The organism is Belnapia sp. AC561 (assembly GCF_979252845.1).
The window spans coordinates 64515-86607 of sequence record NZ_CEEDBP010000022.1; the positions used below are offsets into that span (position 1 = coordinate 64515).

At 71.9% G+C, this 22093-nt stretch carries 21 protein-coding genes; 15 read left to right on the forward strand and 6 right to left on the reverse strand.

The genetic code is table 11. The annotated features are described in order from the left end of the window. The first annotated feature begins 1 nt into the window (after position 1). From AC0IW9_RS18160 to AC0IW9_RS18200, 9 genes are read left to right on the forward strand one after another with little or no spacing between them, the layout of a single operon-like run. Positions 2–895, forward strand: a complete 894-nt coding sequence (locus tag AC0IW9_RS18160; RefSeq protein ID WP_471649694.1) for a branched-chain amino acid ABC transporter permease — start codon at positions 2–4, stop codon at positions 893–895. Then, positions 895–1962: a branched-chain amino acid ABC transporter permease gene (locus AC0IW9_RS18165; RefSeq protein WP_471649695.1), complete on the forward strand. Its 1068-nt coding sequence runs from the start codon at positions 895–897 to the stop codon at positions 1960–1962. Before AC0IW9_RS18160 ends, AC0IW9_RS18165 begins: the two co-directional genes overlap by 1 nt. Before the next feature lie 19 nt (positions 1963–1981). Further along, positions 1982–3280 carry an ABC transporter substrate-binding protein gene (locus AC0IW9_RS18170; protein WP_471649696.1) on the forward strand — a complete coding sequence of 433 codons (1299 nt, stop codon included), beginning with the start codon at positions 1982–1984 and terminating at the stop codon, positions 3278–3280. Between the two features lie 3 nt (positions 3281–3283). Next, positions 3284–4084: an ABC transporter ATP-binding protein gene (locus AC0IW9_RS18175; RefSeq protein WP_471649697.1), complete on the forward strand. Its 801-nt coding sequence runs from the start codon at positions 3284–3286 to the stop codon at positions 4082–4084. Continuing rightward, positions 4075–5280: a phenylacetate--CoA ligase family protein gene (locus AC0IW9_RS18180; RefSeq protein WP_471649698.1), complete on the forward strand. Its 1206-nt coding sequence runs from the start codon at positions 4075–4077 to the stop codon at positions 5278–5280. The genes AC0IW9_RS18175 and AC0IW9_RS18180 overlap by 10 nt, the downstream gene beginning before the upstream one ends. Continuing rightward, positions 5280–6866: an acyl-CoA synthetase gene (locus AC0IW9_RS18185; RefSeq protein ID WP_471649699.1), complete on the forward strand. Its 1587-nt coding sequence runs from the start codon at positions 5280–5282 to the stop codon at positions 6864–6866. Before AC0IW9_RS18180 ends, AC0IW9_RS18185 begins: the two co-directional genes overlap by 1 nt. Continuing rightward, positions 6866–8047, forward strand: a complete 1182-nt coding sequence (locus AC0IW9_RS18190; protein ID WP_471649700.1) for an isovaleryl-CoA dehydrogenase — start codon at positions 6866–6868, stop codon at positions 8045–8047. The genes AC0IW9_RS18185 and AC0IW9_RS18190 overlap by 1 nt, the downstream gene beginning before the upstream one ends. Positions 8048–8106: 59 nt before the next feature. Next, complete coding sequence (locus tag AC0IW9_RS18195; RefSeq protein ID WP_471649726.1) at positions 8107–9645, forward strand: carboxyl transferase domain-containing protein; 1539 nt, start codon at positions 8107–8109, stop codon at positions 9643–9645. Beyond that, positions 9645–11594: an acetyl/propionyl/methylcrotonyl-CoA carboxylase subunit alpha gene (locus AC0IW9_RS18200; protein WP_471649701.1), complete on the forward strand. Its 1950-nt coding sequence runs from the start codon at positions 9645–9647 to the stop codon at positions 11592–11594. Before AC0IW9_RS18195 ends, AC0IW9_RS18200 begins: the two co-directional genes overlap by 1 nt. Before the next feature lie 177 nt (positions 11595–11771). Here the strand turns inward: AC0IW9_RS18200 and AC0IW9_RS18205 are convergent, their stop codons facing one another. Together AC0IW9_RS18205 and AC0IW9_RS18210 are read right to left on the reverse strand one after the other, a co-directional pair. Beyond that, complete coding sequence (locus AC0IW9_RS18205) at positions 11772–12536, reverse strand: DUF6065 family protein (protein WP_471649702.1); 765 nt, start codon at positions 12534–12536, stop codon at positions 11772–11774. Positions 12537–12595: 59 nt separating this feature from the next. Further along, positions 12596–12814 carry a hypothetical protein gene (locus AC0IW9_RS18210; RefSeq protein WP_471649703.1) on the reverse strand — a complete coding sequence of 73 codons (219 nt, stop codon included), beginning with the start codon at positions 12812–12814 and terminating at the stop codon, positions 12596–12598. A 226-nt stretch (positions 12815–13040) separates the two neighbouring features. Between AC0IW9_RS18210 and AC0IW9_RS18215 the strand changes: the two genes are divergently transcribed. Continuing rightward, positions 13041–13301, forward strand: coding sequence for a hypothetical protein (locus tag AC0IW9_RS18215; RefSeq protein ID WP_471649704.1), 261 nt, complete (start codon positions 13041–13043; stop codon positions 13299–13301). A 77-nt stretch (positions 13302–13378) separates the two neighbouring features. Further along, entirely contained in the window at positions 13379–15454 is a 2076-nt protein-coding gene (locus AC0IW9_RS18220) for a BTAD domain-containing putative transcriptional regulator (RefSeq protein ID WP_471649705.1), read from the forward strand. 24 nt (positions 15455–15478) lie between these two features. Here AC0IW9_RS18220 and AC0IW9_RS18225 read toward each other — a convergent pair whose 3' ends face one another. The 3 genes from AC0IW9_RS18225 to AC0IW9_RS18235 all read right to left on the reverse strand — a co-directional run bounded on the left by AC0IW9_RS18225 (position 15479) and on the right by AC0IW9_RS18235 (position 17283). Beyond that, entirely contained in the window at positions 15479–15928 is a 450-nt protein-coding gene (locus AC0IW9_RS18225; protein ID WP_471649706.1) for a hypothetical protein, read from the reverse strand. A 105-nt stretch (positions 15929–16033) separates the two neighbouring features. Then, positions 16034–16429 (reverse strand): DUF805 domain-containing protein, encoded by a 396-nt coding sequence (locus AC0IW9_RS18230; protein ID WP_471649707.1) that lies wholly within the window; start codon positions 16427–16429, stop codon positions 16034–16036. A gap of 80 nt (positions 16430–16509) precedes the next feature. Then, the gene (locus AC0IW9_RS18235) at positions 16510–17283 is read right to left on the reverse strand and encodes an ImuA family protein (protein WP_471649708.1); all 774 of its coding nucleotides are present in this window, start codon (positions 17281–17283) and stop codon (positions 16510–16512) included. 237 nt (positions 17284–17520) lie between these two features. On the opposite strand from AC0IW9_RS18235, the gene AC0IW9_RS18240 reads away from it, so the two are divergent. From AC0IW9_RS18240 to AC0IW9_RS18250, 3 genes are all read left to right on the forward strand, one after another. Next, positions 17521–18603 (forward strand): cysteine synthase A, encoded by a 1083-nt coding sequence (locus tag AC0IW9_RS18240; RefSeq protein WP_471649709.1) that lies wholly within the window; start codon positions 17521–17523, stop codon positions 18601–18603. An 11-nt stretch (positions 18604–18614) separates the two neighbouring features. Then, positions 18615–19313 carry a serine O-acetyltransferase gene (gene cysE, locus AC0IW9_RS18245; RefSeq protein WP_471649710.1) on the forward strand — a complete coding sequence of 233 codons (699 nt, stop codon included), beginning with the start codon at positions 18615–18617 and terminating at the stop codon, positions 19311–19313. Positions 19314–19385: 72 nt separating this feature from the next. After that, positions 19386–19817 carry an OsmC family protein gene (locus AC0IW9_RS18250; protein WP_471649711.1) on the forward strand — a complete coding sequence of 144 codons (432 nt, stop codon included), beginning with the start codon at positions 19386–19388 and terminating at the stop codon, positions 19815–19817. A 41-nt stretch (positions 19818–19858) separates the two neighbouring features. Here the strand turns inward: AC0IW9_RS18250 and AC0IW9_RS18255 are convergent, their stop codons facing one another. Beyond that, complete coding sequence (locus tag AC0IW9_RS18255; protein WP_471649712.1) at positions 19859–20293, reverse strand: PsiF family protein; 435 nt, start codon at positions 20291–20293, stop codon at positions 19859–19861. 184 nt (positions 20294–20477) lie between these two features. On the opposite strand from AC0IW9_RS18255, the gene AC0IW9_RS18260 reads away from it, so the two are divergent. Continuing rightward, positions 20478–22079, forward strand: coding sequence for a fatty acyl-CoA synthetase (locus AC0IW9_RS18260; RefSeq protein WP_471649713.1), 1602 nt, complete (start codon positions 20478–20480; stop codon positions 22077–22079). Positions 22080–22093: the final 14 nt, after the last annotated feature.

Consider the following 22093-nt stretch of genomic DNA (forward strand, 5'->3'; position numbering starts at 1 on the left):
GATGGATTGGTCGCTGCTGCTGCAGCTCACCCTCAACGGCCTCATCGTCGGCGCGCTCTACGGCGTCGTGGCGATGAGCTTCGTGCTGATCTACAAGGCCTCCCAGGTCGTCAACTTCGCCCAGGGCGAGTTCCTGCTGGTCGGCGCCTGGGTCTGCTGGTGGATGCTGACGGAATGGCAGCTGCCCTTCTGGATGGGCTTCCTGCTGACGCTCGCCTTCATGACCGCCTTCGGCCTGATCCTGCAGGTGGTGGTGCTGCGGCCCTTGATCGGGGAGCCGGTGATCAGCGTCATCATGGCGACGATCGGCCTCGGCATCTTCTTCCAGGCGTTGATGAAGTGGATCTTCGGCGTCTTCGCCAAGCCCTTCCCGCCCATCTTCACCACCGAACGCATCAACCTGCTGGGGCTGGAGGTGCAGACGGTCTACCTGCTCAGCCTCGGCATCTCGCTCGTCATCATGGCCGGCTTCGCCTGGTTCTTCACGGCGTCGAAGCACGGCCTCGCCATGCGGGCCACGGCCTTCGACCAGCAGGTGGCGCAGTCGCTCGGCATCTCGGTGCCCAAGGTCTTCGCCATGTCCTGGGCGATCTCGGCAGTGGTCTCGTCGGTCGCCGGCATCGTAGTCGGGGTGGTGAACGGCGTCTCCTCGGCGCTGTCCTTCTACGGCATCAAGGTCTTCCCCGCCGTCATCCTCGGCGGGCTCGACAGCATCATCGGCGCAGTGCTCGGCGGCCTCATCGTCGGGGTGCTGGAGAACTGGGCGCAGTACATCGACAGCGCCTGGCTCAACTGGGGCAACATGTACACCATCGCGCCCTTCTACGCGCTCATCCTCATCCTGCTGATCAAGCCCTATGGCTTGTTCGGCACCAAGAACATCGAGCGCGTGTAATGGCCGATCTGGCCCCCGCCGGCGACTACCGCAGCAGCTACCGGGAAGACATGACCATCTTCCCGACCCGCAACAGCCGCCTTGCGGTGCTGGCGGGCCTCGTCCTGCTTTGCGCCTCGCCGCTGCTGCTCGGCCGCTACGAGCTCGGCATCCTCATCAACATCGGCACCCTTGGCATCGCCGCGTTGGGGCTGAATATCCTGGTCGGCTTCACCGGCCAGATCAGCATCGGCCATGCCGCCTTCTTCGGCTTCGGCGCCTTCGCCAGCGCCTGGCTGCATGAGCGCTGGCATATCCCGGTCGCGCTCTGCATCCCGCTCGCCGGCATCATGACGGCCTTCGTCGGGCTGATCTTCGGCGCGCCCGCGGGCCGACTGAAGGGCCTCTACCTGGCGATTGCCACGCTCGCGGCGCAGTTCATCCTCGAGGACTTCTTCGCCCGGGCGCAGTGGTTCACCGGCGGCGTCGCCGGCCGCATCACCGAGCCTTTCTCGCTGGGCTCCTGGGTGGCGGACCGGGAGGAGAGCTACTTCTACGTCGTCCTCGCCTATGTCGTGGTGATGTACCTCGGCGCCGCCAACCTGATCCGCACCCGGGACGGCCGCGCCCTGGTCGCGGTACGGGACCACTACCTCTCGGCCGAGGTCATGGGCATCAACCTCGCCTATTATCGCACGCTCTCCTTCGGCATAGCCAGCCTCTACGCCGGGATCGGCGGCGCGCTCTATGCCCACTACCTGCTGTTCGTGTCCGTCGAGGCCTTCAACATCCTCTTCTCCATCCAATTCCTCGGGATGGTCATCATCGGCGGCCTCGGCAGCGTGATGGGCAGCCTGATGGGCGCCGCCTTCATGGTGGTGCTGCCGGAGGTGGTGCAGGCCGGGGCCGATGCGCTGGCCGGCAGCGCCATCGACCGGGCGCTGAAGCTCGGCGCCTCCATCAGCTTCCTGCGGGAGATGGCGGTGGGCGCCGCCATCATCCTGTTCCTGATCTTCGAGCCCGATGGGCTGGCCAGGCGCTGGCGCCTGATCAAATCCTATTGGAAGCTCTATCCGTACTCGCATTGAACAAAGGGGGGACAAGACAATGACAACAAGAACCGCTCTGCTCGGCCTCGCCGCCGCCGCCGTAACCGCCGTTTCCTGGGCACTGCCCGCCACGGCGCAGCGCATCCCGGTCGGGCACCTGATGGACAACTCGGGCGCCACCTCGGATGTCGGCGTGCCCTATGGCCAGGGCGTCGCGGATACCCTCGCCTGGGTGAATGCCAGCCGCAACGGCATCGGCGGCAAGCCGCTCAACGTGCTCGGCTTCGACTACGGCTACCAGGCGCCGCGCGCCGTGAGCCAGTACCAAGCCTGGTCGCGCGAGCGCGTCGTCGCCATCCAGGGCTGGGGCACCGCCGATACCGAGGCCCTCGTGCGCTTCGTGACCCGCGACCGCGTCCCCTTCGTTTCCGGCTCCTACTCCGCCGCGCTGACCGATGCCGGCGGCAAGTCCGGCCGCCAGGGCGTCGAGCCGGCGCCCTACAACTTTTTCTACGGCCCCTCCTACTCGGATGGCCTTCGCGCCATGCTCCGCTGGGCGGCCGAGGACTGGAAGGCCAAGGGCAACACGGGCAAGCCGAAATACGTCCACATGGGCGGCAACCACCCCTATCCGAACTCGCCGAAGGCGGCCGGTGAGGCGCTGGCCGCCGAGCTTGGCTTCGAGGTGCTGCCCGCCATCGTCTTCGCCCTGACGCCGGGCGACTACACCGCGCAATGCCTGACGCTGAAAAGCCAGGGCGCCAACTACGCCTATCTCGGCAATACCGCAGGCTCCAACATCTCCGTGCTGCGGGCCTGCCAGACCGCCGGCGTGCAGGTCCAGTTCATGGGCAATGTCTGGGGCATGGACGAGAATGCGATGAAGGCCGCCGGCGCCGCCGCCAACGGTGTCGTCTTCCCGGTCCGCACCGCGGTCGTCTGGGGCCAGCAGGCGCCGGGCATGGCGACGATCCAGCAGATCAGCCGGATCTCCGATCCCAGCGGCAATGCCTATCGCCCGGTGCACTACCTGGCCGGCGCCTGCGCCGCGATGCTGATGGTCGAAGCCATGGATACCGCCGCGGCCAATGGCGGCGAGATCACCGGCGAGCGCATCCGCAACGGCTTCTATGCGAGGCAGAACTGGGTGCCGAATGGCTTCGCCGGCGTCTGCAATCCCTCGACCTTCACCGCCGAGGATCATCGCGGCACCTTGCGCGTCGGCCTCTACCGCGCCGTCGTCGCCGGCGATACCAGCGCCGGCAGCGTCGGCGAGCTGATGGCCGCCGGCACCATGAGGCTGGAGCCGGTGACGGTGGTCGAGCTGCCGCGCACCCGCGAAACCCTCGGCTGGTAGCCGATGAGCGAGGCCGCGCCGCTCCTCGAGGTCAACAACATCGAGGTCGTCTACAACGACGTCATCCTGGTGCTGCGCGGCCTCTCGCTGAAGGTGCCGCAGGGCAAGATCGTCGCCCTGCTCGGCGCCAATGGCGCCGGGAAATCCACCACGCTGAAGGCGATCTCGGGCCTGCTCAAGACCGAGGAGGGCGAGGTCACCCGCGGCGAGATCCTGCTCAAGGGCGAGCGCATCAACGGCATCGACCCGCACATGATCGTCCGGCGCGGCATCTTCCAGGTGATGGAAGGCCGCCGCATCATCTCCGACATGACCTGCCTCGAGAACCTCCGTCTCGGCGCCTTCACCCGCTCCGATGATCAGGTGAAGCCGGATATCGAACGGGTCTACGGCTACTTTCCGCGCCTCCGCGAACGTACCGGCCTCGCCGGCTACCTCTCGGGCGGCGAGCAGCAGATGCTGGCGATCGGCCGCGCGCTGATGGCCCGGCCGAAGCTGATCCTGATGGACGAGCCCTCCATGGGCCTCTCGCCCTTGCTGGTGAAGGAGGTCTTCGCCATCATCAAGCGGCTGAACGAGGAGCTCGGCATCACCATCCTGCTGGTGGAACAGAATGCCCGCATGGCGCTCTCCGTCGCCAGCTACGCCTATGTGATGGAGCAGGGCAAGGTGGTGCTGGACGGCACCGCGGAGGCCCTGTCCTCCAATGAGGACGTCAAGGAATTCTACCTCGGCGGCCACGGCGCCGAGCGGAAGAGCTTCAAGAACCTCAAGAGCTACAAGCGGAGGAAGCGGTGGCTCTGACCGAGTATTTCGACGACCTTGAGACCCGCAGCGCCGATGCGCGGGAGGCCGCGCAGGCCGCCGCCCTGGCGGCGCAACTCACCCATGCCCGCACCCATGCGCCGCATTACGCGACCCTGCCGGGGGGCCCGCTGGCCGGCCTGCCGGTCACCCGCAAATCCGCCTTGATCGAGCAGCAATCCGATGCCCCGCCCTTCGGCGGCGTCGTCGCCACGCCCTTCGCCGGGCTGGCCCGCGTCTTCGCCTCGCCGGGGCCGATCTATGAGCCGGAAGCGGCCGCGCCCGACTACTGGCGTTATGCCCGCGCCCTGCACGCCACCGGCCTCCGCGCCGGCGGGTTGCTGCACAACTGCTTCGCCTATCACTTCACCCCGGCCGGCAGCATGCTGGAAGGTGGCGCCCGCGCCCTAGGCTGCCCGGTCTTCCCCGCCGGCACCGGCAATACCGCGATGCAGGCTGAGGCCGCGGCGCATCTCCGCCCGCGCTGCTACAGCGGCACGCCGGACTTTCTCAAGACCATCCTGGAGAAGGGTGACGAGCTCGGCCTCGACCTCACCTCGCTGCGGCTCGGCCATGTCACCGGCGGCGCCTACCTGCCGGGCCTGCGCGCCTGGTACGCGGACCGGGGCATGACCGTCCTGCAGAGCTACGGCACCGCCGACCTCGGCCTCATCGCCTATGAGAGCACGGCGCGCGAAGGGCTGATCCTCGACGAGGGCATCATCCTCGAGATCGTCCGCCCCGGCACCGGCGACGTGCTGCCGGATGGCGAGGTCGGCGAGGTTCTCGTCACCACGCTCAACCCGCATCATCCGCTGATCCGCTTCGCCACCGGCGACCTTTCCGCCATCCTCCCGGGCAGCTCGCCCTGCGGCCGCACCAACCGCCGCATCCGCGGCTGGATGGGCCGCGCCGACCAAGCTGCCAAGGTGCGCGGCATGTTCGTCCGGCCGGAGCAGGTCGCCGCCGTGCTGCGCGCCGTCCCCGGCGTCAGCAAGGCCCGCCTCGTCGTCGGCCTCGACGGCGACCGTGACACCATGCTGCTGCGCGCCGAAGCGCCGCCCGAGGCAGCCGCGGCGCTGGCCGCCGCGCTGCAATCCGCCACCAAGCTGCGCGGCCAGGTGGAGTGCGTCGCCCCCGCCAGCCTGCCGAACGACGGCAAGGTCATCGACGACACCCGGCCGGTCCCCGGCTGATGCCGAGTTATGAGGACCTGCGCGCCGCCTTCCGCTGGCAGGTGCCGGAGCGTTTCAACATCGGCGTCGCCTGCTGCGACCGCTGGGCCGATGGCAGCGGCCGCCTCGCCCTGCTGCATCTGCATGACGATGGCCGCGCCGAGCGCATCAGCTTCGATGCGCTGAAGGCGGCCAGCAACCGCCTCGCCAATGCGCTGGCCGCGCAGGGCATCGGCCGCGGCGACCGGGTCGGCGTGCTGCTGCCGCAGGTGCCGGAAGCCGCCATCGCGCATCTCGCCGCTTATAAGCTCGGCGCCATCGCGGTGCCGTTGTTCCAGCTCTTCCAGGAACAGGCACTGGAGTACCGGTTGCGCGACAGCGGCGCCGCCGCCCTCGTCACCGATGCGGTCGGCCTCGCCAAGCTCTCAGGCATCGAGCTGCCTTCGCTGCGGCTGGTGCTGGCCGGGGAGGGGCTGCGCGATGCCATGGCCCGCGCCAGCGACCGCTTCACCCCGGTCGATACGCTCGCCGAGGATCCGGCCGTCATCATCTATACCTCCGGCACGACAGGCTCGCCGAAGGGCGCATTGCATGCGCATCGCGTGCTGCTCGGCCATCTGCCCGGCGTCGAGATGCCGCAGGATCTCTTCCCGCAGCCCGGTGACCTGTTCTGGACCCCGGCCGACTGGGCCTGGATCGGCGGGTTGCTCGACGTGCTGCTGCCGAGCCTGTTCCACGGCGTCCCGGTCCTCGCCCACCGCATGGCGAAATTCGATCCGGACTACGCCTTCCGCCTGATGGCCGAGCATGGCGTGCGCAACGCCTTCCTGCCGCCCACCGCCCTGAAGATGCTGCGGGCCGTGCCCAACCCGACGCGTTTTGGCGCCCGCCCGCGCAGCATCGGCAGCGGCGGCGAAACCCTCGGCGCCGAGCTGCTGGACTGGGGCCACGCGACCTTCGGCTGCACTATCAACGAGTTCTACGGCCAGACCGAATGCAACCTGGTCGTCGCCTCCTCAGCCGCCGTCATGCCGCCGCGCCCCGGCTGGATGGGCCGCGCCGTCTTCGGCCATGACGTCGCCATCGTCGATGCCGCCGGCACCGTGCTGCCACCCGGCACGCCGGGCACCATCGCCATCCGACGGCCGGACCCGGTGATGTTCCTCGGCTACTGGAACAACCCGGAGGCGACCGCCGCGAAGTTCGCCGGCGACTGGCTGCTGACCGGCGACCAGGGCGAGCAGGACGAGGACGGCTGGTTCCGTTTCATCGGCCGCGACGACGACGTCATCACCTCCGCCGGCTACCGCATCGGCCCGGGCGAGATCGAGGATTGCCTGGCGGCTCATCCCGCCGTCACCCTGGCCGCGGTCATCGGGCTTCCCGATCCGCTGCGCACCGAGGCCGTCACCGCCGTCGTCGTGCCTGCACCGGGCATCGCTGCCGACGATGCGCTCGCCCGCGTCCTGCAGGACCACGTCAAATCCCGCCTTGCCGGCCACGTCTATCCGCGCCAGGTGATCTTCGCCGAGAGCCTGCCGCTGACGGCGACCGGCAAGGTCATGCGCGGCAGCCTCCGCCGCCAGTATTCGAAGGAGCCCGGCTGATGCCTGAGTTTCCCAGACTTTCTTCCATTGGGCTCGACCACGGCCTCGGCGAGGAGATCGATGCGCTGCGCGACAGCGTCCGCGCCTTTTCCGCCGCCCGCATCGCCCCGATCGCCACCGAGATCGACCGCACGGATGAATTCCCCCGCCACCTCTGGCCGGAGATGGGGGCGCTCGGTCTGCACGGCATCACCGTGCCGGAGCAGTGGGGCGGCGCCGACATGGGCTACCTCGCCCATTGCGTGGCGATGGAGGAAGTGAGCCGCGCCAGCGCCTCGGTCGGCCTGTCCTATGGCGCGCATTCCAACCTCTGCGTCAACCAGATCGCCCGCAACGGCACCGAGGAGCAGAAGCGCCGCTACCTGCCGAAGCTCATCACCGGCGAGCATCTCGGCGCGCTGGCGATGAGCGAGCCCGGCGCCGGCAGCGACGTGGTCTCCATGCGCCTGCGCGCCGACCGCCGCGGCGACCGCTACGTGCTGAACGGCACCAAGATGTGGATCACCAACGCGCATTATGCCGAGACGCTGGTGGTCTATGCCAAGACCGAGCCCGACGCCGGCCCGCGCGGCATCACCGCCTTCCTGATCGAGCGCGGCTTCAAGGGCTTCCGCCCGGCGCAGAAGCTGGACAAGCTCGGCATGCGCGGCAGCCCGACGAGCGAGCTGGTCTTCGAGGATTGCGAGGTCCCCGCCGAGAACATCCTCGGCAGGCTGAACGAGGGCGTGCGGGTGCTGATGTCGGGCCTCGACTACGAGCGCGCGGTGCTGGCGGCGGGGCCGATCGGCATCATGCAGGCGGCGCTCGACATCGTCGTGCCCTATATCCATGAGCGGCGCCAGTTCGGCCAGGCGATCGGCGAGTTCCAGCTCATCCAGGGCAAACTCGCCGATATGTATGCCGCGACCAGCGCCTGCCGCGCCTATGTCTATGCCGTCGCGCGCTCCTGCGACCGCGGCCAGACCACCCGCAAGGATGCCGCCGGCGCCATCCTCTTCGCCGCGGAAGCCGCGACGAAGATCGCGCTCGATGCCATCCAGATCCTCGGCGGCATGGGCTACATCAATGAGACGCCGACCGGGCGGCTGCTGCGCGACGCCAAGCTCTATGAGATCGGCGCCGGCACCAGCGAGATCCGCCGCATGCTGATCGGCCGCGAATTGTTCCGGGAGACCGCGTGAGCATCCTCGAATCCGCGGTCCAGCCGCGCAGTGCCGAATTCAAATCCAACGCCGCGGCGATGCAGGCGCTGCTGGGGCAGCTCTCCGAGCACAGCACCCGCACCGCGCTCGGCGGCCCCGAGGCCTCGCGCCAGCGCCACCTTTCGCGCGGCAAGCTGCTGCCGCGTGAGAGGGTGGAGCGGCTGCTCGACCCCGGCGCGCCCTTCCTCGAATTCTCCGCCCTCGCCGCACAGGGCATGTATGGCGGCGACGTGCCCGCCGGCGGGATGATCACCGGCATCGGCCGCGTCTCGGGCCGCGAATGCGTCATCGTCGCCAACGACGCCACGGTGAAGGGCGGCACCTACTACCCCGTCACGGTGAAGAAGCACCTCCGCGCGCAGGAGATCGCGCTGCAGAACCGGCTGCCTTGCCTTTACCTGGTCGATAGCGGCGGCGCCAACCTGCCGATGCAGGACGAAATCTTCCCCGACCGCGACCACTTCGGCCGCATCTTCTACAACCAGGCGAACATGTCGGCCGCCGGCATCCCGCAGGTCGCCGTCGTGATGGGAAGCTGCACCGCCGGCGGCGCCTATGTCCCGGCCATGTGCGACGAAGCGATCATCGTGCGCGAGCAGGGCACCATCTTCCTCGCCGGCCCGCCGCTGGTGAAGGCGGCGACCGGCGAGATCGTCAGCGCCGAGGATCTCGGCGGCGCCGATGTCCATACCCGCCTCTCCGGCGTCGCCGATCATTTCGCGCAGGACGACATGCATGCGCTCGGCATCGCCCGGCGCATCGTTGGCCGCCTCGGCAAGGGCCGCGCCGCGCCGCCGCATGCGCCCGTCCCGCCGCGCTACGACCCGGCCGAGCTGCATGGCATCGTCCCGCCCGAGACGCGCCAGCCCTATGACGTGCGGGAGGTGATCGCCCGCATCGTCGATGGCTCCGACTTCGATGAGTTCAAGGCGCGCTATGGCGCGACGCTGGTCTGCGGCTTCGCCCGCATCTGGGGTCATGACGTCGGCATCGTCGCCAACAACGGGATCCTGTTCTCCGAATCCGCCCAGAAGGGCGCGCATTTCGTCGAGCTCTGCAGCCAGCGCAACATCCCGCTGCTGTTCCTGCAGAACATCGCCGGCTTCATGGTCGGGCGGAAGTACGAGACCGGCGGCATCGCCAAGGATGGCGCCAAGCTGGTCACCGCCGTCGCCACGACGAAGGTGCCGAAATTCACCGTCATCATCGGCGGCAGCTTCGGCGCCGGCAACTACGGCATGTGCGGCCGCGCCTATTCGCCGCGGCTGCTCTTCACCTGGCCGAACAGCCGCATCAGCGTGATGGGCGGCGAGCAGGCCGCCAGCGTGCTGGCGACGGTGCGGCGGGACAACCTCGAAGCCGCCGGCAAGACCTGGCCGCCCGAGGAGGAGGCCGCCTTCAAGGCGCCGATCCGCGCGCAGTACGAGCTCCAGGGCGACCCCTACTACGCCACGGCGCGGCTCTGGGACGACGGCATCATCGATCCCGCCGCCACCCGCGACGTGCTCGGCCTCGGCCTTGCCGCCGCGGCCAATGCCCCGGTTGAGGAGACGCGCTTCGGCGTGTTCCGCATGTGATGATCCGTACCCTGCTGATTGCCAATCGCGGCGAGATCGCCTGCCGCATCATCCGCACCGCGCGCCGCATGGGCATCCGCAGCGTCGCGGTCTTCTCCGAGGCCGATGCCGGATCGCAGCAGGTGCTGCTGGCGGATGAGGCGCATCCGATCGGCGGATCGCGCGCCGCCGACAGCTACCTGCGCACCGACCGCATCCTCGCCGCCGCGAAGGCGTCCGGCGCCGAGGCGATCCATCCGGGCTACGGCTTCCTCTCGGAGAATGCCGATTTCGCCTCAGGCTGCGCGGATGCGGGCATCCTGTTCGTCGGCCCGCCGCCGGCGGCGATCCGCGCCATGGGCAGCAAGGCGGAATCGAAGCGCCTGATGGAACTGGCCGGGGTGCCCATCGTGCCGGGCTACCATGGCGAGGCGCAGGACGAGGCGACCCTGGTCGCGGCCGCCGCGCGCATCGGCTTTCCCATCCTCATCAAGGCCAGCGCGGGCGGCGGCGGCAAGGGCATGCGGCCGGTGCTGCGGGCGGAGGAATTCGTCGCGCAGCTTGCCGGAGCGCGGCGGGAATCCAAGGCCGCCTTCGGCGACGACCGGGTGCTGCTGGAGCGCTACCTGCAGAAGCCGCGCCATGTGGAGGTGCAGGTCTTCGCCGATACCCAGGGCAACACCATCCACCTGCACACCCGGGACTGCTCGGTGCAGCGCCGCCACCAGAAGGTGCTGGAGGAGGCGCCGGCGCCCGACCTGCCGCCCGCCTTGCGCGCCCGGCTGCACGAGGCGGCGACCGCGGCGGCCAGGGCGGTCGGCTATGTCTCGGCCGGCACCGTCGAATTCATCGTCGAGGGCGACGACGCCTTCTTCATGGAGATGAACACCCGCCTCCAGGTCGAACACCCGGTGACCGAGATGGTGACCGGCCTCGACCTGGTCGAATGGCAGCTCCGCGTCGCCGCCGGCGAGCCGCTGCCCCTGCCGGAAGCCCCCGCGCCGCATGGCCACAGCGTCGAGGTGCGGCTCTATGCCGAGGATCCGGCGCAGGATTTCCGCCCCTCCACCGGCCCGCTGCGGCGGTTCCACCTGCCGGCGCCGGCGGCCGACCTGCGGATCGAGAGCGGCGTGGTGCAGGGCGATGCCATCACGCCCTTCTACGACCCGATGATCGCCAAGCTGGTCGCCTGGGGCCCGGACCGGCCGGCGGCGCTGGCGCGGCTGGGCGCGGCGCTGGCGGAATGCCGGATCGCCGGGATCACCAGCAACCTCGGCTTCCTCGGCCGGCTGGTCGGGCACCCGGCGATGCTGGCGGCGGCACTCGATACCGGCTTCGCCCTGCGCCACGCCGCGGTGCTGCAACCGCCGCGCGGCCCGGCCCCACCACTGGCGCTGGCCGCCGCGGCGCTGGAAGCGCTCCTGCCGCATGGGAGTGACGCGCCCGACCCCTGGGACCGCCAGGATGGCTGGCGCTTGCAGGGCGCCGGCAGCCGGCTGGTGGTGCTGGCGGATGGCGAGGCCTTGCACCGGCTGCGGCTGGTGCGGGACGGCGCCGGCTGGACCGGCGACCTTGAGCTGGCAGGGCGCCGGCTGGGGGAGGGCGCCCTGCTGGTGGTGCTGGGTGGCATCGCCCACCGCATCCCCGTGCTGCGGGATGGCGAGGCCCTGCACGTCACCCTGCCCGAGGGCGGCTGGAGCCTGAAGCTGGTCGATCCCTATGCCCCCGTCGGCGGCGAGGCGGCGGGGCAGGGGCGGCTGGCCGCGCCCATCCCCGGCCGGGTGGTGCAGGTGCTGGTCGCGATCGGCGAGACCGTCTCCCGCGGCCAGGTGCTGGCGGTGCTGGAGGCGATGAAGACCGAGCTGCGGATCACCGCCCCGGCCGATGGCGTGGTGACGCATCTCGGCTGCGCCGCCGGCGACAGCGTGGAGGAAGGCGCCGAATTGGTGACGCTCGGCCCGGCCGGTTGAGTGGAAAGCGTAGTTTGTCAGGGTGTTGACCATGCCGGACTCCCCGGTTGGGATCGAATTGGGCCGATAAATTCTGCTAAAATCGGCTCAATTCGCCTCAACTCCGCTAAATTCCGCACAATTCGCTAAAATTCCTTCCAATTCCGTAAAATTCGCGGCGGATATTGCATCCGATCCTCACGCCGTCGCGCCCGCGAAGGGACAGCGGCGCCGGCGGCGGGCCTCGGCGGCATAGCGGCCGGGGGTGGTTCCGGGGTCGCGGTTGGGGGCGACGATGGCGGCCTCGTAGTCGGCCCAGTCGGCGGCGGTCAGCCCGGCCAGGTCCCCGACCAGCGCGGTGCCGTTCAGCAGGGCATCGGCATAGGCCGCCTGCGGGATGGGTTGTACCTGGAGGAAGGGCTGGCCGGCGTGGAAGGCGATGGGCCTATCCGTCCGGGTCAGCCGCAGGTTGGTGAAGAGCGGGCCGAACCAGCGGTCGGTCTCGACGATGCCCTCATAGGACTCGTAGCCGGGATGGCGCGGCAGGTTGGCGAGGTCGCGGACCAGCAGGCTCCAGCCCGGGGCGGTGCGGGCGGCGAGGCCGGTCCAGACCTGGACCACCCCGGGCTCCTGCAGGGCGGTGAGGAAGGGCGGCGAATAATCGCCGATGCCCGCCGGCGCGGCGGCGGCGAAGCGGGCGGCGTAATGCGGGTATTGCGCGGCGGAAAGCGCCATCCACTCCGGCAGCCCCGCGCAGCGCCACCAGACCTGGCCGCCGTCCCAGAGCAGCTCGAAGTCGAGCGGCGGGCAGAGATGCCAGCCGAAGCCGGCAGCCGAGGTCACCGCGTCGCAATGGCGGAAGGCGCGGGTCGGCAGGCTGCCGAGGCCCGAGCGATCCGCCCGGCGCGGCGGCACCGCTTCCTCGATGAGGCGGTAGAAGGTGACGCGGGGGGCGGTGTCCATGACGGGCCTCGGCCTGGCTGGGGTTGCGGCGGGATGGGGCTTCCCCGCGCCCTGGGGCCTCAGGCCCGGCGGATGCCGGCGCCGAGGCGGACCCGGCCGGCATCGGCGACGGCGGCCGGCACGGCGGCGACCGGCGGGGCCTTGGCGGCAGGGCGCGCCGGCAGGGAACCGGCGGGGCGCGACGCCAGCGGCAGCGGGAAGGGGCGCGGTGCCCGGATGCCGGCGCCGAGGCGGACCAGGCCGGCATCGGCGACAGCGGCGGGGGAGAGGTGGCGCATGGGGGGAGGATCCTTCGTGGTGGAGTTCCGGCGGACCGGCGGCGGAAACGCCTTGCCGGCCAGGGCATCTAGCCATGAGAACAAATACGGAACAAGATAAAATTGCGAGAACGCATCGAATTGTTCCGCAGGGATTTAACGCCGGTTTCACGCTGGCCCGGCCGAACTCACGCCCCCTGCCGCGGCGGCGCCGGCAGGCTGCGGGTCTGGACGAGGGAGGCCGGCGATGCGGGATGAGGCGACCCGGGTATTGGAACTGGCCCGGCGGCTGGTGGGCTACCGGGACCGGGCGGCGGCGATGGCGGAGGGGCGCATCCCGCCGCCGCGCAGCCTCGCCGAGGCGATCGACCGCGACTTCCTCGCCTTCGACATCCGCCGCACCGAAAGGGCGCTGCGCGCCGCGGTGATCGCCGCCGAGCCGGACCGGGCGCCGCTGCATCTGGCGGATCCGGCGGCCCGGGCGCGGCATGCCCAGGAGATGGCCTAGCGCCACCGGGGGCGGCGCGCCGCCCCGGGCCAGCGAGATTGTTTCGACATCGGTGATATTCGGCTAGGCTTCCGGCCATGGCCGGTTCCCTCCTGACGCGCCCGACGATCCCGGACCCCGAAGTGCCGCCGCCACCGGGCCCGCTGCTGCGGCTGGTGCTGCTGGGACGGATGGAGGCCTGGAGCCTGGCGAGCACCGCGGTGCTGCCGCGCGGGCGGAAGGCACGCGCCCTGCTGGCGGTGCTGGGCCTGGCCGGGGGCGAGCCGGTGGCGCGGGCGAAGCTCGGCGCCCTGCTGTGGTCCAGGCGGGGCCTGGAACAGCAGCGGCTGTCGCTGCGCCAGGCCCTGCATGAGCTGCAGGTGGCCCTTGCGGAGGCCGGGGCGCCGCTGCTGCAGGCGGGGCGGGATGCGCTGGTGCTGCCGGCCGGGCAGATCTGGGTGGATGCGCTGGAGGTGGCGCGGGCCGATCCGGCGCGGCCGGAAGCCCTCGACCTGCTGGGGGCCGAGCTGCTGGCCGACCTGGATGGGCTGGACCCGGCCTTCGACGCCTGGCTGGCGGAGCGGCGGCGGGCGCTGAAGGCGAGCACGGCGGCGGTGGCGGCGGCGCTGCTCGGCCGGGCGCAGGGGCCGGAGGCGACGGCGCTGGCGGCGCGGCGGCTGCTGGCGATCGACCCGGCGCAGGAGGCCGCCTGGCGCGGGCTGATGCGGGCCGAGGCGGCGCGGGGCGATCGCGTGGCGGCGCTGGCGGCCTATCGGGACTGCTGCGCGGCGCTGTCGGCGCAGCTCGGCGCCCGGCCGGGGGCGGAGACCGAGGCGCTGGCGGCGGCGTTGCGTGCGGATGGCGCCCCTGGCGGCCATCCTGCCGGGGCCAGGCCGGGTGAGGGCCAGCCGGGCGGGGCCCCGGCGGCGCCGCGGCGGCTGGCGGCGCGCGGGGCGCGGATCGGCGTGCTGCCGCTGGCCACGCCCGGGATGGCGGCCGCGGGACCGGGTTCGGCGGAGGACCTCTCGGTCGGGCTGGCCGAGGAGATCACCGCGGCGCTGGCCTGCCTGCGCTGGATCTTCGTGGTGGACAGCAGCTCGCTCGCCGCGGCGGCGGCGCGGGAGGGGACGGAGGCGGCGGCGCGCGGCCTGGGGCTCGATTTCCTGCTGGCCGGGACGGTGCGGCGAAGCGGTCCTGCCGAGGCGCCGCGCATCCGCATCTCGCTGCGGCTGACCGACCTGCGGCCGCCGGCGGAGGTGGTCTGGACCCAGCGCTTCGACTGCGAGGCGGCGGATCTGCTGGCGCTGCAGGACGAGGTCGCCGCCGCGGTGGTGGCGCGGATCGACCCGGAGATCCTGCTGATCGAGGCGAGCCGGCTCGGCGTCCAGGCGGGGGCGGCGATCGGCGCCTCGGGCTATGCGCTGCTGCTGCGGGCGATCCCGGCGCTCCACCGGCTGGACCGGGACGGCTTCCTGGCGGCGGGGGACTGGCTGCGGCAGGCGACGGCGCTGGAGCCGGACTATGCCCCGGCGCTGGCCTGGCACGCCTATTGGCATGTCCTCCTGCTCGGCCAGGGCTGGGCGGCGCCGGGGGAGGCGGCGCGGGCGATGGCCGAGGCCGAGCGGCTGGCGAGCCGGGCCATCGCGCTCGATCCGCTGGATGCCCAGGCGCTGACCATCCTCGGCCATGTGCATGGCTTCGTGCATCACCGGGTGGAGGAGGCGGCGGCGCTGCACCGGCGGGCGCTGGCGCTGAACCCGAACCTGGCGATGGCCTGGGTCTTCCTCGGCATGGCGGAAAGCTACCTCGGCGAGCACGAGGCGGCGCTGAGGCGGCTGGACCGCTACCAGGCACTGGCGCCCTGCCACCCGCATGCCTTCTTCTTCGACGCGGCGCGGGCAGTGCCGCTGCTGCTGCTGGGCCGGCATGGGGAGGCGGCGGCGGTCTGCCGCGGGGCCATCGCGCTGCAGCCGGGCTTCAGTTTCCCGCAGAAGGTGCTGCTGGCGGCGCTGGGGCATCTCGGGGACACCGAGGCGGCGGCGGCGGTGAAGCGCCGGCTGCTGGCGATCGAGCCGGAATTCACCCTGGCGCAGGCCCTGCAGCGGACGCCGCTGCGCCGGGCGGGGGATCGGGCGCATTACCGCGGCGGGTTGCGCCTGGGCGGGCTGGGCTAGGCCGGGGGCCGCGAGGCGCGGGGGTCAGCGGGTCCGCAGCGGGTTGCAGAGCAGCAGCCCGGCGGCGCGCAGCCTGCTGCCGAGGTCCAGCGCCTGGATCAGCGCGGGGCCGGCGGCGGCGAGCGGCAGGTGGCGCAACAGCATCCCCAGCGCCTGGGCGCGCCAGCCGCGCTGGGCCAGGGCGGCGGCGAGCAGCAGGTCGGCCTCGCCCGGGGTGACGCAGGGGCAGAGCAGGCAGCCGATCGGCGGCAGGCCGGTGGTGGCGACCGCATGCAGCAGGGCATCGAGCGGGGCGGCGGCGGCGGCGGCATCCTCGGCGATCAAGGGCAGGCGGCTGGCGGCCAGCGGCGCGGCGCCGCTGGCGGCGGCGCCGGACCAGCGGCGGATGGCTTCCAGCAGCAGGGACTCGGCGGGGGGCAGGGTGGCGGTGGCGGTGCCGGCCCAGGGCCAGGCGGGAAGGCCATGTGTTGCCATTGCGCGATCTCCGGATACCGGATCAGGCTATCGCAACTGAGAAGCGTTCGCAAATGCCACGGGCGCCGCCGGTGGCTTCCGCCGGGCCGTATCAGCTAGGTCGTGTCAGCCGGGCGGCTGCGGCGCGGCGGCGAAGCGGCTGGCCAGGGATTCCGCGCCGAAGCGGTTCGCGCCGGGGGTGCCGGGCGCGCAGAGCCAGACCAGCATGATGATCCAGCCGACCAGCGGCACCAGCCCGATCAGCATCCACCAGCCGCTGCGGTCGGTGTCGTGCAGCCGGCGGGCGGCGGCGGCCAGGCTCGGCAGCAGCAGCAGGATGGAGGCGATGCTGTTGAGCGGGCCGGCCAGGTCGCCGGGGAACATGGCCGCATCGAGCGTCGCGGTGACGATGCCGACCAGGATGGTGAAGAGGGCGAAGTACCAGTACTCCGGCCGGCGGGCGCGGCCGGTGAAGGTGGCGTAGCGGTTGAGGCAGGCATTGACGGCTTGGACGAAATGCATCGGCGCGGTCCTGGCGGCAGGGAACCGGCAGCAAAGCCGGGCGGCGGCGGGAAGGCCAGCGCTCTTTGCGCCAGCGCTTCTTATCGGCGGCGGCTCGGGCGCGGGGCGGGCTCGGCCGTGGGCTCGGGCGCATCGGCGGCGTCGAGGGTGAGGGATTCGGCGGCCGGGCGCCAGGTGACGGGCCAGGTACCGGGCTGGCCGCCGCGGCAGCGCAGCAGGTCGAGCTGCCAGCGCGGATCCTCCAGCGGGGCGGCGCTGTCGGAGAGGGCGGTGACGCGCCAGCGGGTGAGGGCGGCCTCGGTGGCCGCCGGGGTCTCGTCGGGGCCGAGCAGCAGGCCGAGGCCGCCGCCGGTCTCGGCCGCCTGCTGCAGCCGGCTGGCCCAGCCGGGCGGGGGCGGGGCCTCCGTCAGCAGCAGGGCGGCGGCGATGCCGGGGCAGCGCAGCGCTTCCTCCATCGCCCAGAGCGCATCCTCCGGCGCCGGGGCGCGGACCAGGATGAGCGCGGCCGGGGAAAGGCCGAAGCGGGCGAGGTAGGGCGGGCGGCTCTCGGGGGCGGCGGCGATCCAGAGCACGGCGCCATGGCCGGCGGCGGCCCGGGCCAGGACCAGGGCGCCGAAGCCGGCCGCGGCGGCGGGATCGGCGGCCAAGATCTCGTGCAGCCCGGCGCGGGCGAGGCCGCCCGCGGGCAAGGCCGCATCGATGGCGGGGCAGAGCGGCACCGGGCCGCGCGGCGGCGCCGGCAGGGCGCGGTCCTGCCGGGCCCGGAGCGCGGCGGCGAGGGCGCGGCGGTCGAGTCGCCAGGCGGCCGGCCGCCGGAAGGCCTCGTCCGACGGGGGCATCACGGGCTTGGGCATCGGTGGCGGCTGCGAGGCGTTGAGGGCATGGGGCATGATCGTTCGTATTATGTTCCGGGAGGGGCCGCCCCGGTCAAGCACCATCGGTGCCCGTATCGGTGCCCGATCGGGCGCAGCCAGGGGCGGGATGCGCGGCAGCCCTGCGCCGGGCAGGCTGGCAAAGGGGTGGGGGGGCCTTGAATATCCGTCGGCCCCGGCCGCAGATCAGTGGAAACGGACCAGGATGACCAGAGCGCCATGCAGACAGAGCCGCTGACACCGCCACCGGGTTCCCCATCAGGGTCCCCTGGCGCCAAGGCCGATTCGGCCACCATCGTCCGCGGCTTCGCCGGGGCGATCGGCAATACCCCGCTGATCCGGCTGGCGCGGGCCAGCGCGGCGACGGGCTGCGAGATCCTCGGCAAGGCGGAATTCATGCAGCCCGGCGGCAGCGTGAAGGACCGCGCCGGGCTCGGCATCATCGAGGACGCCGAGCGGCATGGGCGGCTGGTGCCGGGCCAGCCCGGGATCGTGGTCGAGGGCACCGCGGGGAATACCGGCATCGGCCTGACGCTGGTGGCCAATGCCCGGGGCTACAGGACGATCATCGCCATCCCGAAGACCCAGAGCCGGGAGAAGATCGACTTCCTGCGGATGATCGGCGCCGATTTGCGCATGACGGACGCCAAGCCCTTCAGCGACCCGGGCAATTACGTCCATGTCTCCCGCCGCATCGCCGAGGAGCTGGCCGCCGCCGGGGAGCGGGTGATCTGGGCCAACCAGTTCGACAACCTCGCCAATGGCGCAGCGCATGAGGCGACCACCGGGGCCGAGATCTGGGACCAGACGGCGGGGCGGATCGATGCCTTCACCTGCGCCGCCGGGACCGGCGGGACGCTGGCCGGCGTGGCGCGGGCCCTGAAGGCGCGCAAGCCCGGCGTGCGGATCGTCCTCGCCGACCCGATGGGCAGCGCGCTGCATGCCTGGATCAAGACCGGGGTGCTGAAGGCCGAGGGCAATTCCATCACCGAGGGCATCGGCCAGGCGGCCCGGGTGCCAGGCAACCTCGAGATCGCCCGCGACGTCATCGACGATGCGGTGCAGATCGCCGATCCGGAGGCGCTGGAGCAGGTCTTCGACCTGCAGATCCATGAGGGGATCTCGGTCGGCGGCTCGGCCGGGATCAACGTGGCGGCGGCGATCCGCGTCGCACGCGCGATGGGGCCGGGGCATACCATCGTCACCATCCTCTGCGACGGCGGCGCCCGCTACCAGAGCAAGCTGTTCAACCCGGAATTCCTGCGCGAGAAGGGGCTGCCGGTGCCGCCCTGGCTGGCCTGAGGGGGGCGGTGATGGAGCTGATCGAGCTCGCCCGCAGCATCCGCGCGCGGGACCCGGCGCGGCCGGGCTGGATCGAGGCCTTCACCTGCTACGCCGGGCTGCAGGCGGTGCTGATGCACCGCCTCGCGCATGCGCTGTACCGGGCCGGGCTGAAGGCGCCGGCGCGGATGATCTCCCATACCAACCGCTTCATCACCGGGATCGAGATCCATCCCGGGGCGAAGCTGGGACGCCGGCTCTTCATCGACCACGGCATGGGGGTGGTGATCGGCGAGACCGCCGAGGTCGGCGACGACGTGCTGATCTACCACGGCGTCACGCTCGGCGGGCTGTCCGGCCAGCCGGGCAAGCGGCACCCGACCATCGGCAGCGGCGTGGCGATCGGCGCCGGGGCGCAGGTGCTGGGGCCGATCCGGGTCGGCGACAATGCGCGGATCGGCGCCAATGCGGTGGTGGTCGCGGCGGTGCCGGCGGGGGAGACGGTGGTCGGCATCCCGGCCCGGCCGCCGCAGGAGCAGCGGCCGCCGCCGGGCCAGTCGGGGCAGGCGCCTACCCCGCTGCGGGCGCCGAGCCCCGGCTATGGGCTGCTGGATCCCCCCTGCGACCCGGTGGGCGAGGAATTGGCCGGGCTGCGGGCCGAGGTGGCGGCGCTGCGGACGGAGATGACCGCGCTGCGCCGGATGGCATCGCGCGCCCCGGCGGCGGAATAGCGCCGGCGCGGGCGGAACATCCGGGGCCCCGACCCGTTCTGCGGCACGAGTGAAACCACAGGAGACCAATCCATGGCCAGCATCCATCGTTCCGCCAGCGCCCATTGGACCGGCACCGGCAAGGAGGGCAAGGGCAGCCTCACCACCCAGTCCGGCGTGCTGAAGGACAGCCAGTACGGCTTCAACACCCGCTTCGAGAATGGCCCGGGGACCAATCCGGAGGAGCTGATCGCCGCCGCCCATGCCGGCTGCTTCACCATGGCGCTGGCCTTCCAGCTCTCGGGCGCCGGCCATGCGCCGGAGAGCCTGGACACCGAGGCGAAGGTCTCGCTGGAGCAGGAAGGCGGCGGCTGGAAGATCGCCGCCGTGGCGCTGGTGCTGAAGGCGAAGGTGGCCGGCCTGTCGCAGGAGGAGTTCACCAAGCTCGCCGAGACGGCCAAGGCGAATTGCCCGGTCTCCAAGGTGCTGAACGCTAGCATCACGCTGGAGGCGACGCTGGGCTGAGACCGGCGGGGGGCCTATCGCCCCCCATCCTTGGCCGGGACCTAGCCGCGCCGGCCACCCGCCGCCGCCGGGCCGGAAGGCGATTTGCCGGCGAGGCAGTCCTTCATGAAGTCGCGCCGGGCATCGGCGGCCAGGCCGCGGGTGCCGGCATCGGCATTGCACCGGGTCATCCTCTCCCGCTGGGCGGCCTGAGCAGCAGTGGGCGTGCCGGCCGGGGCGGGCGGCATCCGCCCGGCCAGGCATTCGCTCATGAAGGGACGGCGGGCATCGCCGGTCAGGCTGCGCTTGCCGGCCTCGGCATTGCATTGGGTCATCCGCTCCCGCTGGGTGGCCTGGGCGGCACTGGGCGCCGGGCTGGTCTCGGCAGGGGCCGGGGTGCCCTGGGCCAGGCCGGCGGAAGCCCCGGCCAGCAGGATGGCGGCGGTGAGCAGCGGGGCGCCGAGGGCGCCGCGCCGGAATGGGATCTTGATGCGCATGGCAACCTCGCTCAGGCGCGGGTCAGAATAGCGGCGCCGCAGCCGAGCGAAGCCGATGCGCTCCGCAACGGTCCATCGAAACCGGCCCGATGACGCAGACGTGGCCGCGGCCCGTCCCACCCAGCAAGGCTGTGGCGCATTTCCCGGCGGGCCCTAAGCTGGCCCCAAAACGGGGAGGCAAGGCATGTCGCAATCCATCGCGCGGGCGCGGCGCAACACCATCGGCGATGCGCTGCGGCGCGCCGCGGCCCGCTTCGGCGACCGGCCGGCACTGCGCTTCGGGGTGCGGGACTGGTCCTATGCCGGGCTGGACCGGGCGGCCGGGCGGGTCGGCCGCTGGCTGCTGGACCAGGGGCTTTCGGCCGGTGACCGGGTGGTGGCCTATGGCCGGAATTCGGATGCCTATCTGCTGCTCTGGCTCGGCTGCGCCCGGGCCGGGCTGGTGCATGTCCCGGTCAATTTCGCGCTGACCGCGACGGAGCTGGACTATGTGCTGCGCCAGTCGGGCGCGGCGCGGCTGTTCCACCAGCCGGGGCTGGCGGGGCCGGCCGAGGCGGCGCTGGCGCTGGTGCCGGGCGTGCGGGGCGGCACCATCGATACCGGCGCAGGCGCCGCCGATGTGCTGGCCGCGGCACTCGATGCGCGGTGGGACGGCGGACCCCAAGGGGAGGCGTTGGGGGAGGAGGTGGGCGAGGAGGATCTCGTCCAGATCATGTATACCTCCGGCACCACCGGGGCGCCGAAGGGCGCGATGATGTCGCATCGCGGGCTGCTGGCCGAATACGCGAGCTGCATCATCGAGCTGGAGATGCTGCGGGGCGACCGCGGGCTGGCGGCGCTGCCGCTGTACCACACCGCGCAGATGCATGCCTTCACCATGCCGCAGTTGCTGAACGGCGCCTTCACCCTGCTGATCGACGCGCCGCAGCCGGCGCTGGTGCTGGAGCTGATCGAGCGCGAGCGCATCACCACCTTCTTCGCCCCGCCGACGGTCTGGATCAGCCTGCTGCAGCACCCGGACTTCGCCAGGCGCGACCTGAGCAGCCTGGAGAAGGTGCAGTACGGCGCCTCCATCATGCCGGTGCCGGTGCTGCAGGAGCTGCGCGCCCGGCTGCCGCGGGCGCGGCCCTTCAACTGCTACGGCCAGACCGAGATCGCGCCGCTGGCGACGGTGCTGCGGCCGGAGGAGCACGAAGCGCGGCCGGGCTCGATCGGCCGGGCGGCGATGAACGTCGAGACCCGCGTGGTGGATGCCGAGATGCGCGACGTGGGCCCGGGCGCGCGCGGCGAGGTGGTGCATCGCTCGCCGCAATTGCTGATGGGCTACTGGAACATGCCGGAGGAGACGGCGCGGGCCTTCGAGGGCGGCTGGTTCCACAGCGGCGACGTGGCGACCATCGATGCCGAGGGCTATCTCTCGATCGTCGACCGGACCAAGGACCTGATCAATACCGGCGGCGTGCTGGTGGCGAGCCGGGAGGTGGAGGAGGCGCTGTTCACCCATCCGGAAGTGGCCGAGGTGGCGGTGATCGCGGTGCCCGATCCGAAATGGATCGAGGCCGTCGCGGCGGTGGTGGTGCTGCGGGGTGCGGCGGCCGAGGGGCCGGCCGAGGGGATCGAGGCGGCGCTGCTGGCGCATGCGCGGGAACGCCTGGCGCCCTACAAGCTGCCGAAGCGGATCATCATCGCCGAGGCGCTGCCGAAGAATACCGCGGGCAAGCTGCTGAAGCGGGATCTGCGGCTGCTGTACGCCGGGACGGAAAGCGGGGCCCTGGGCGGCGGGTAATGGGGGCGGGGTGA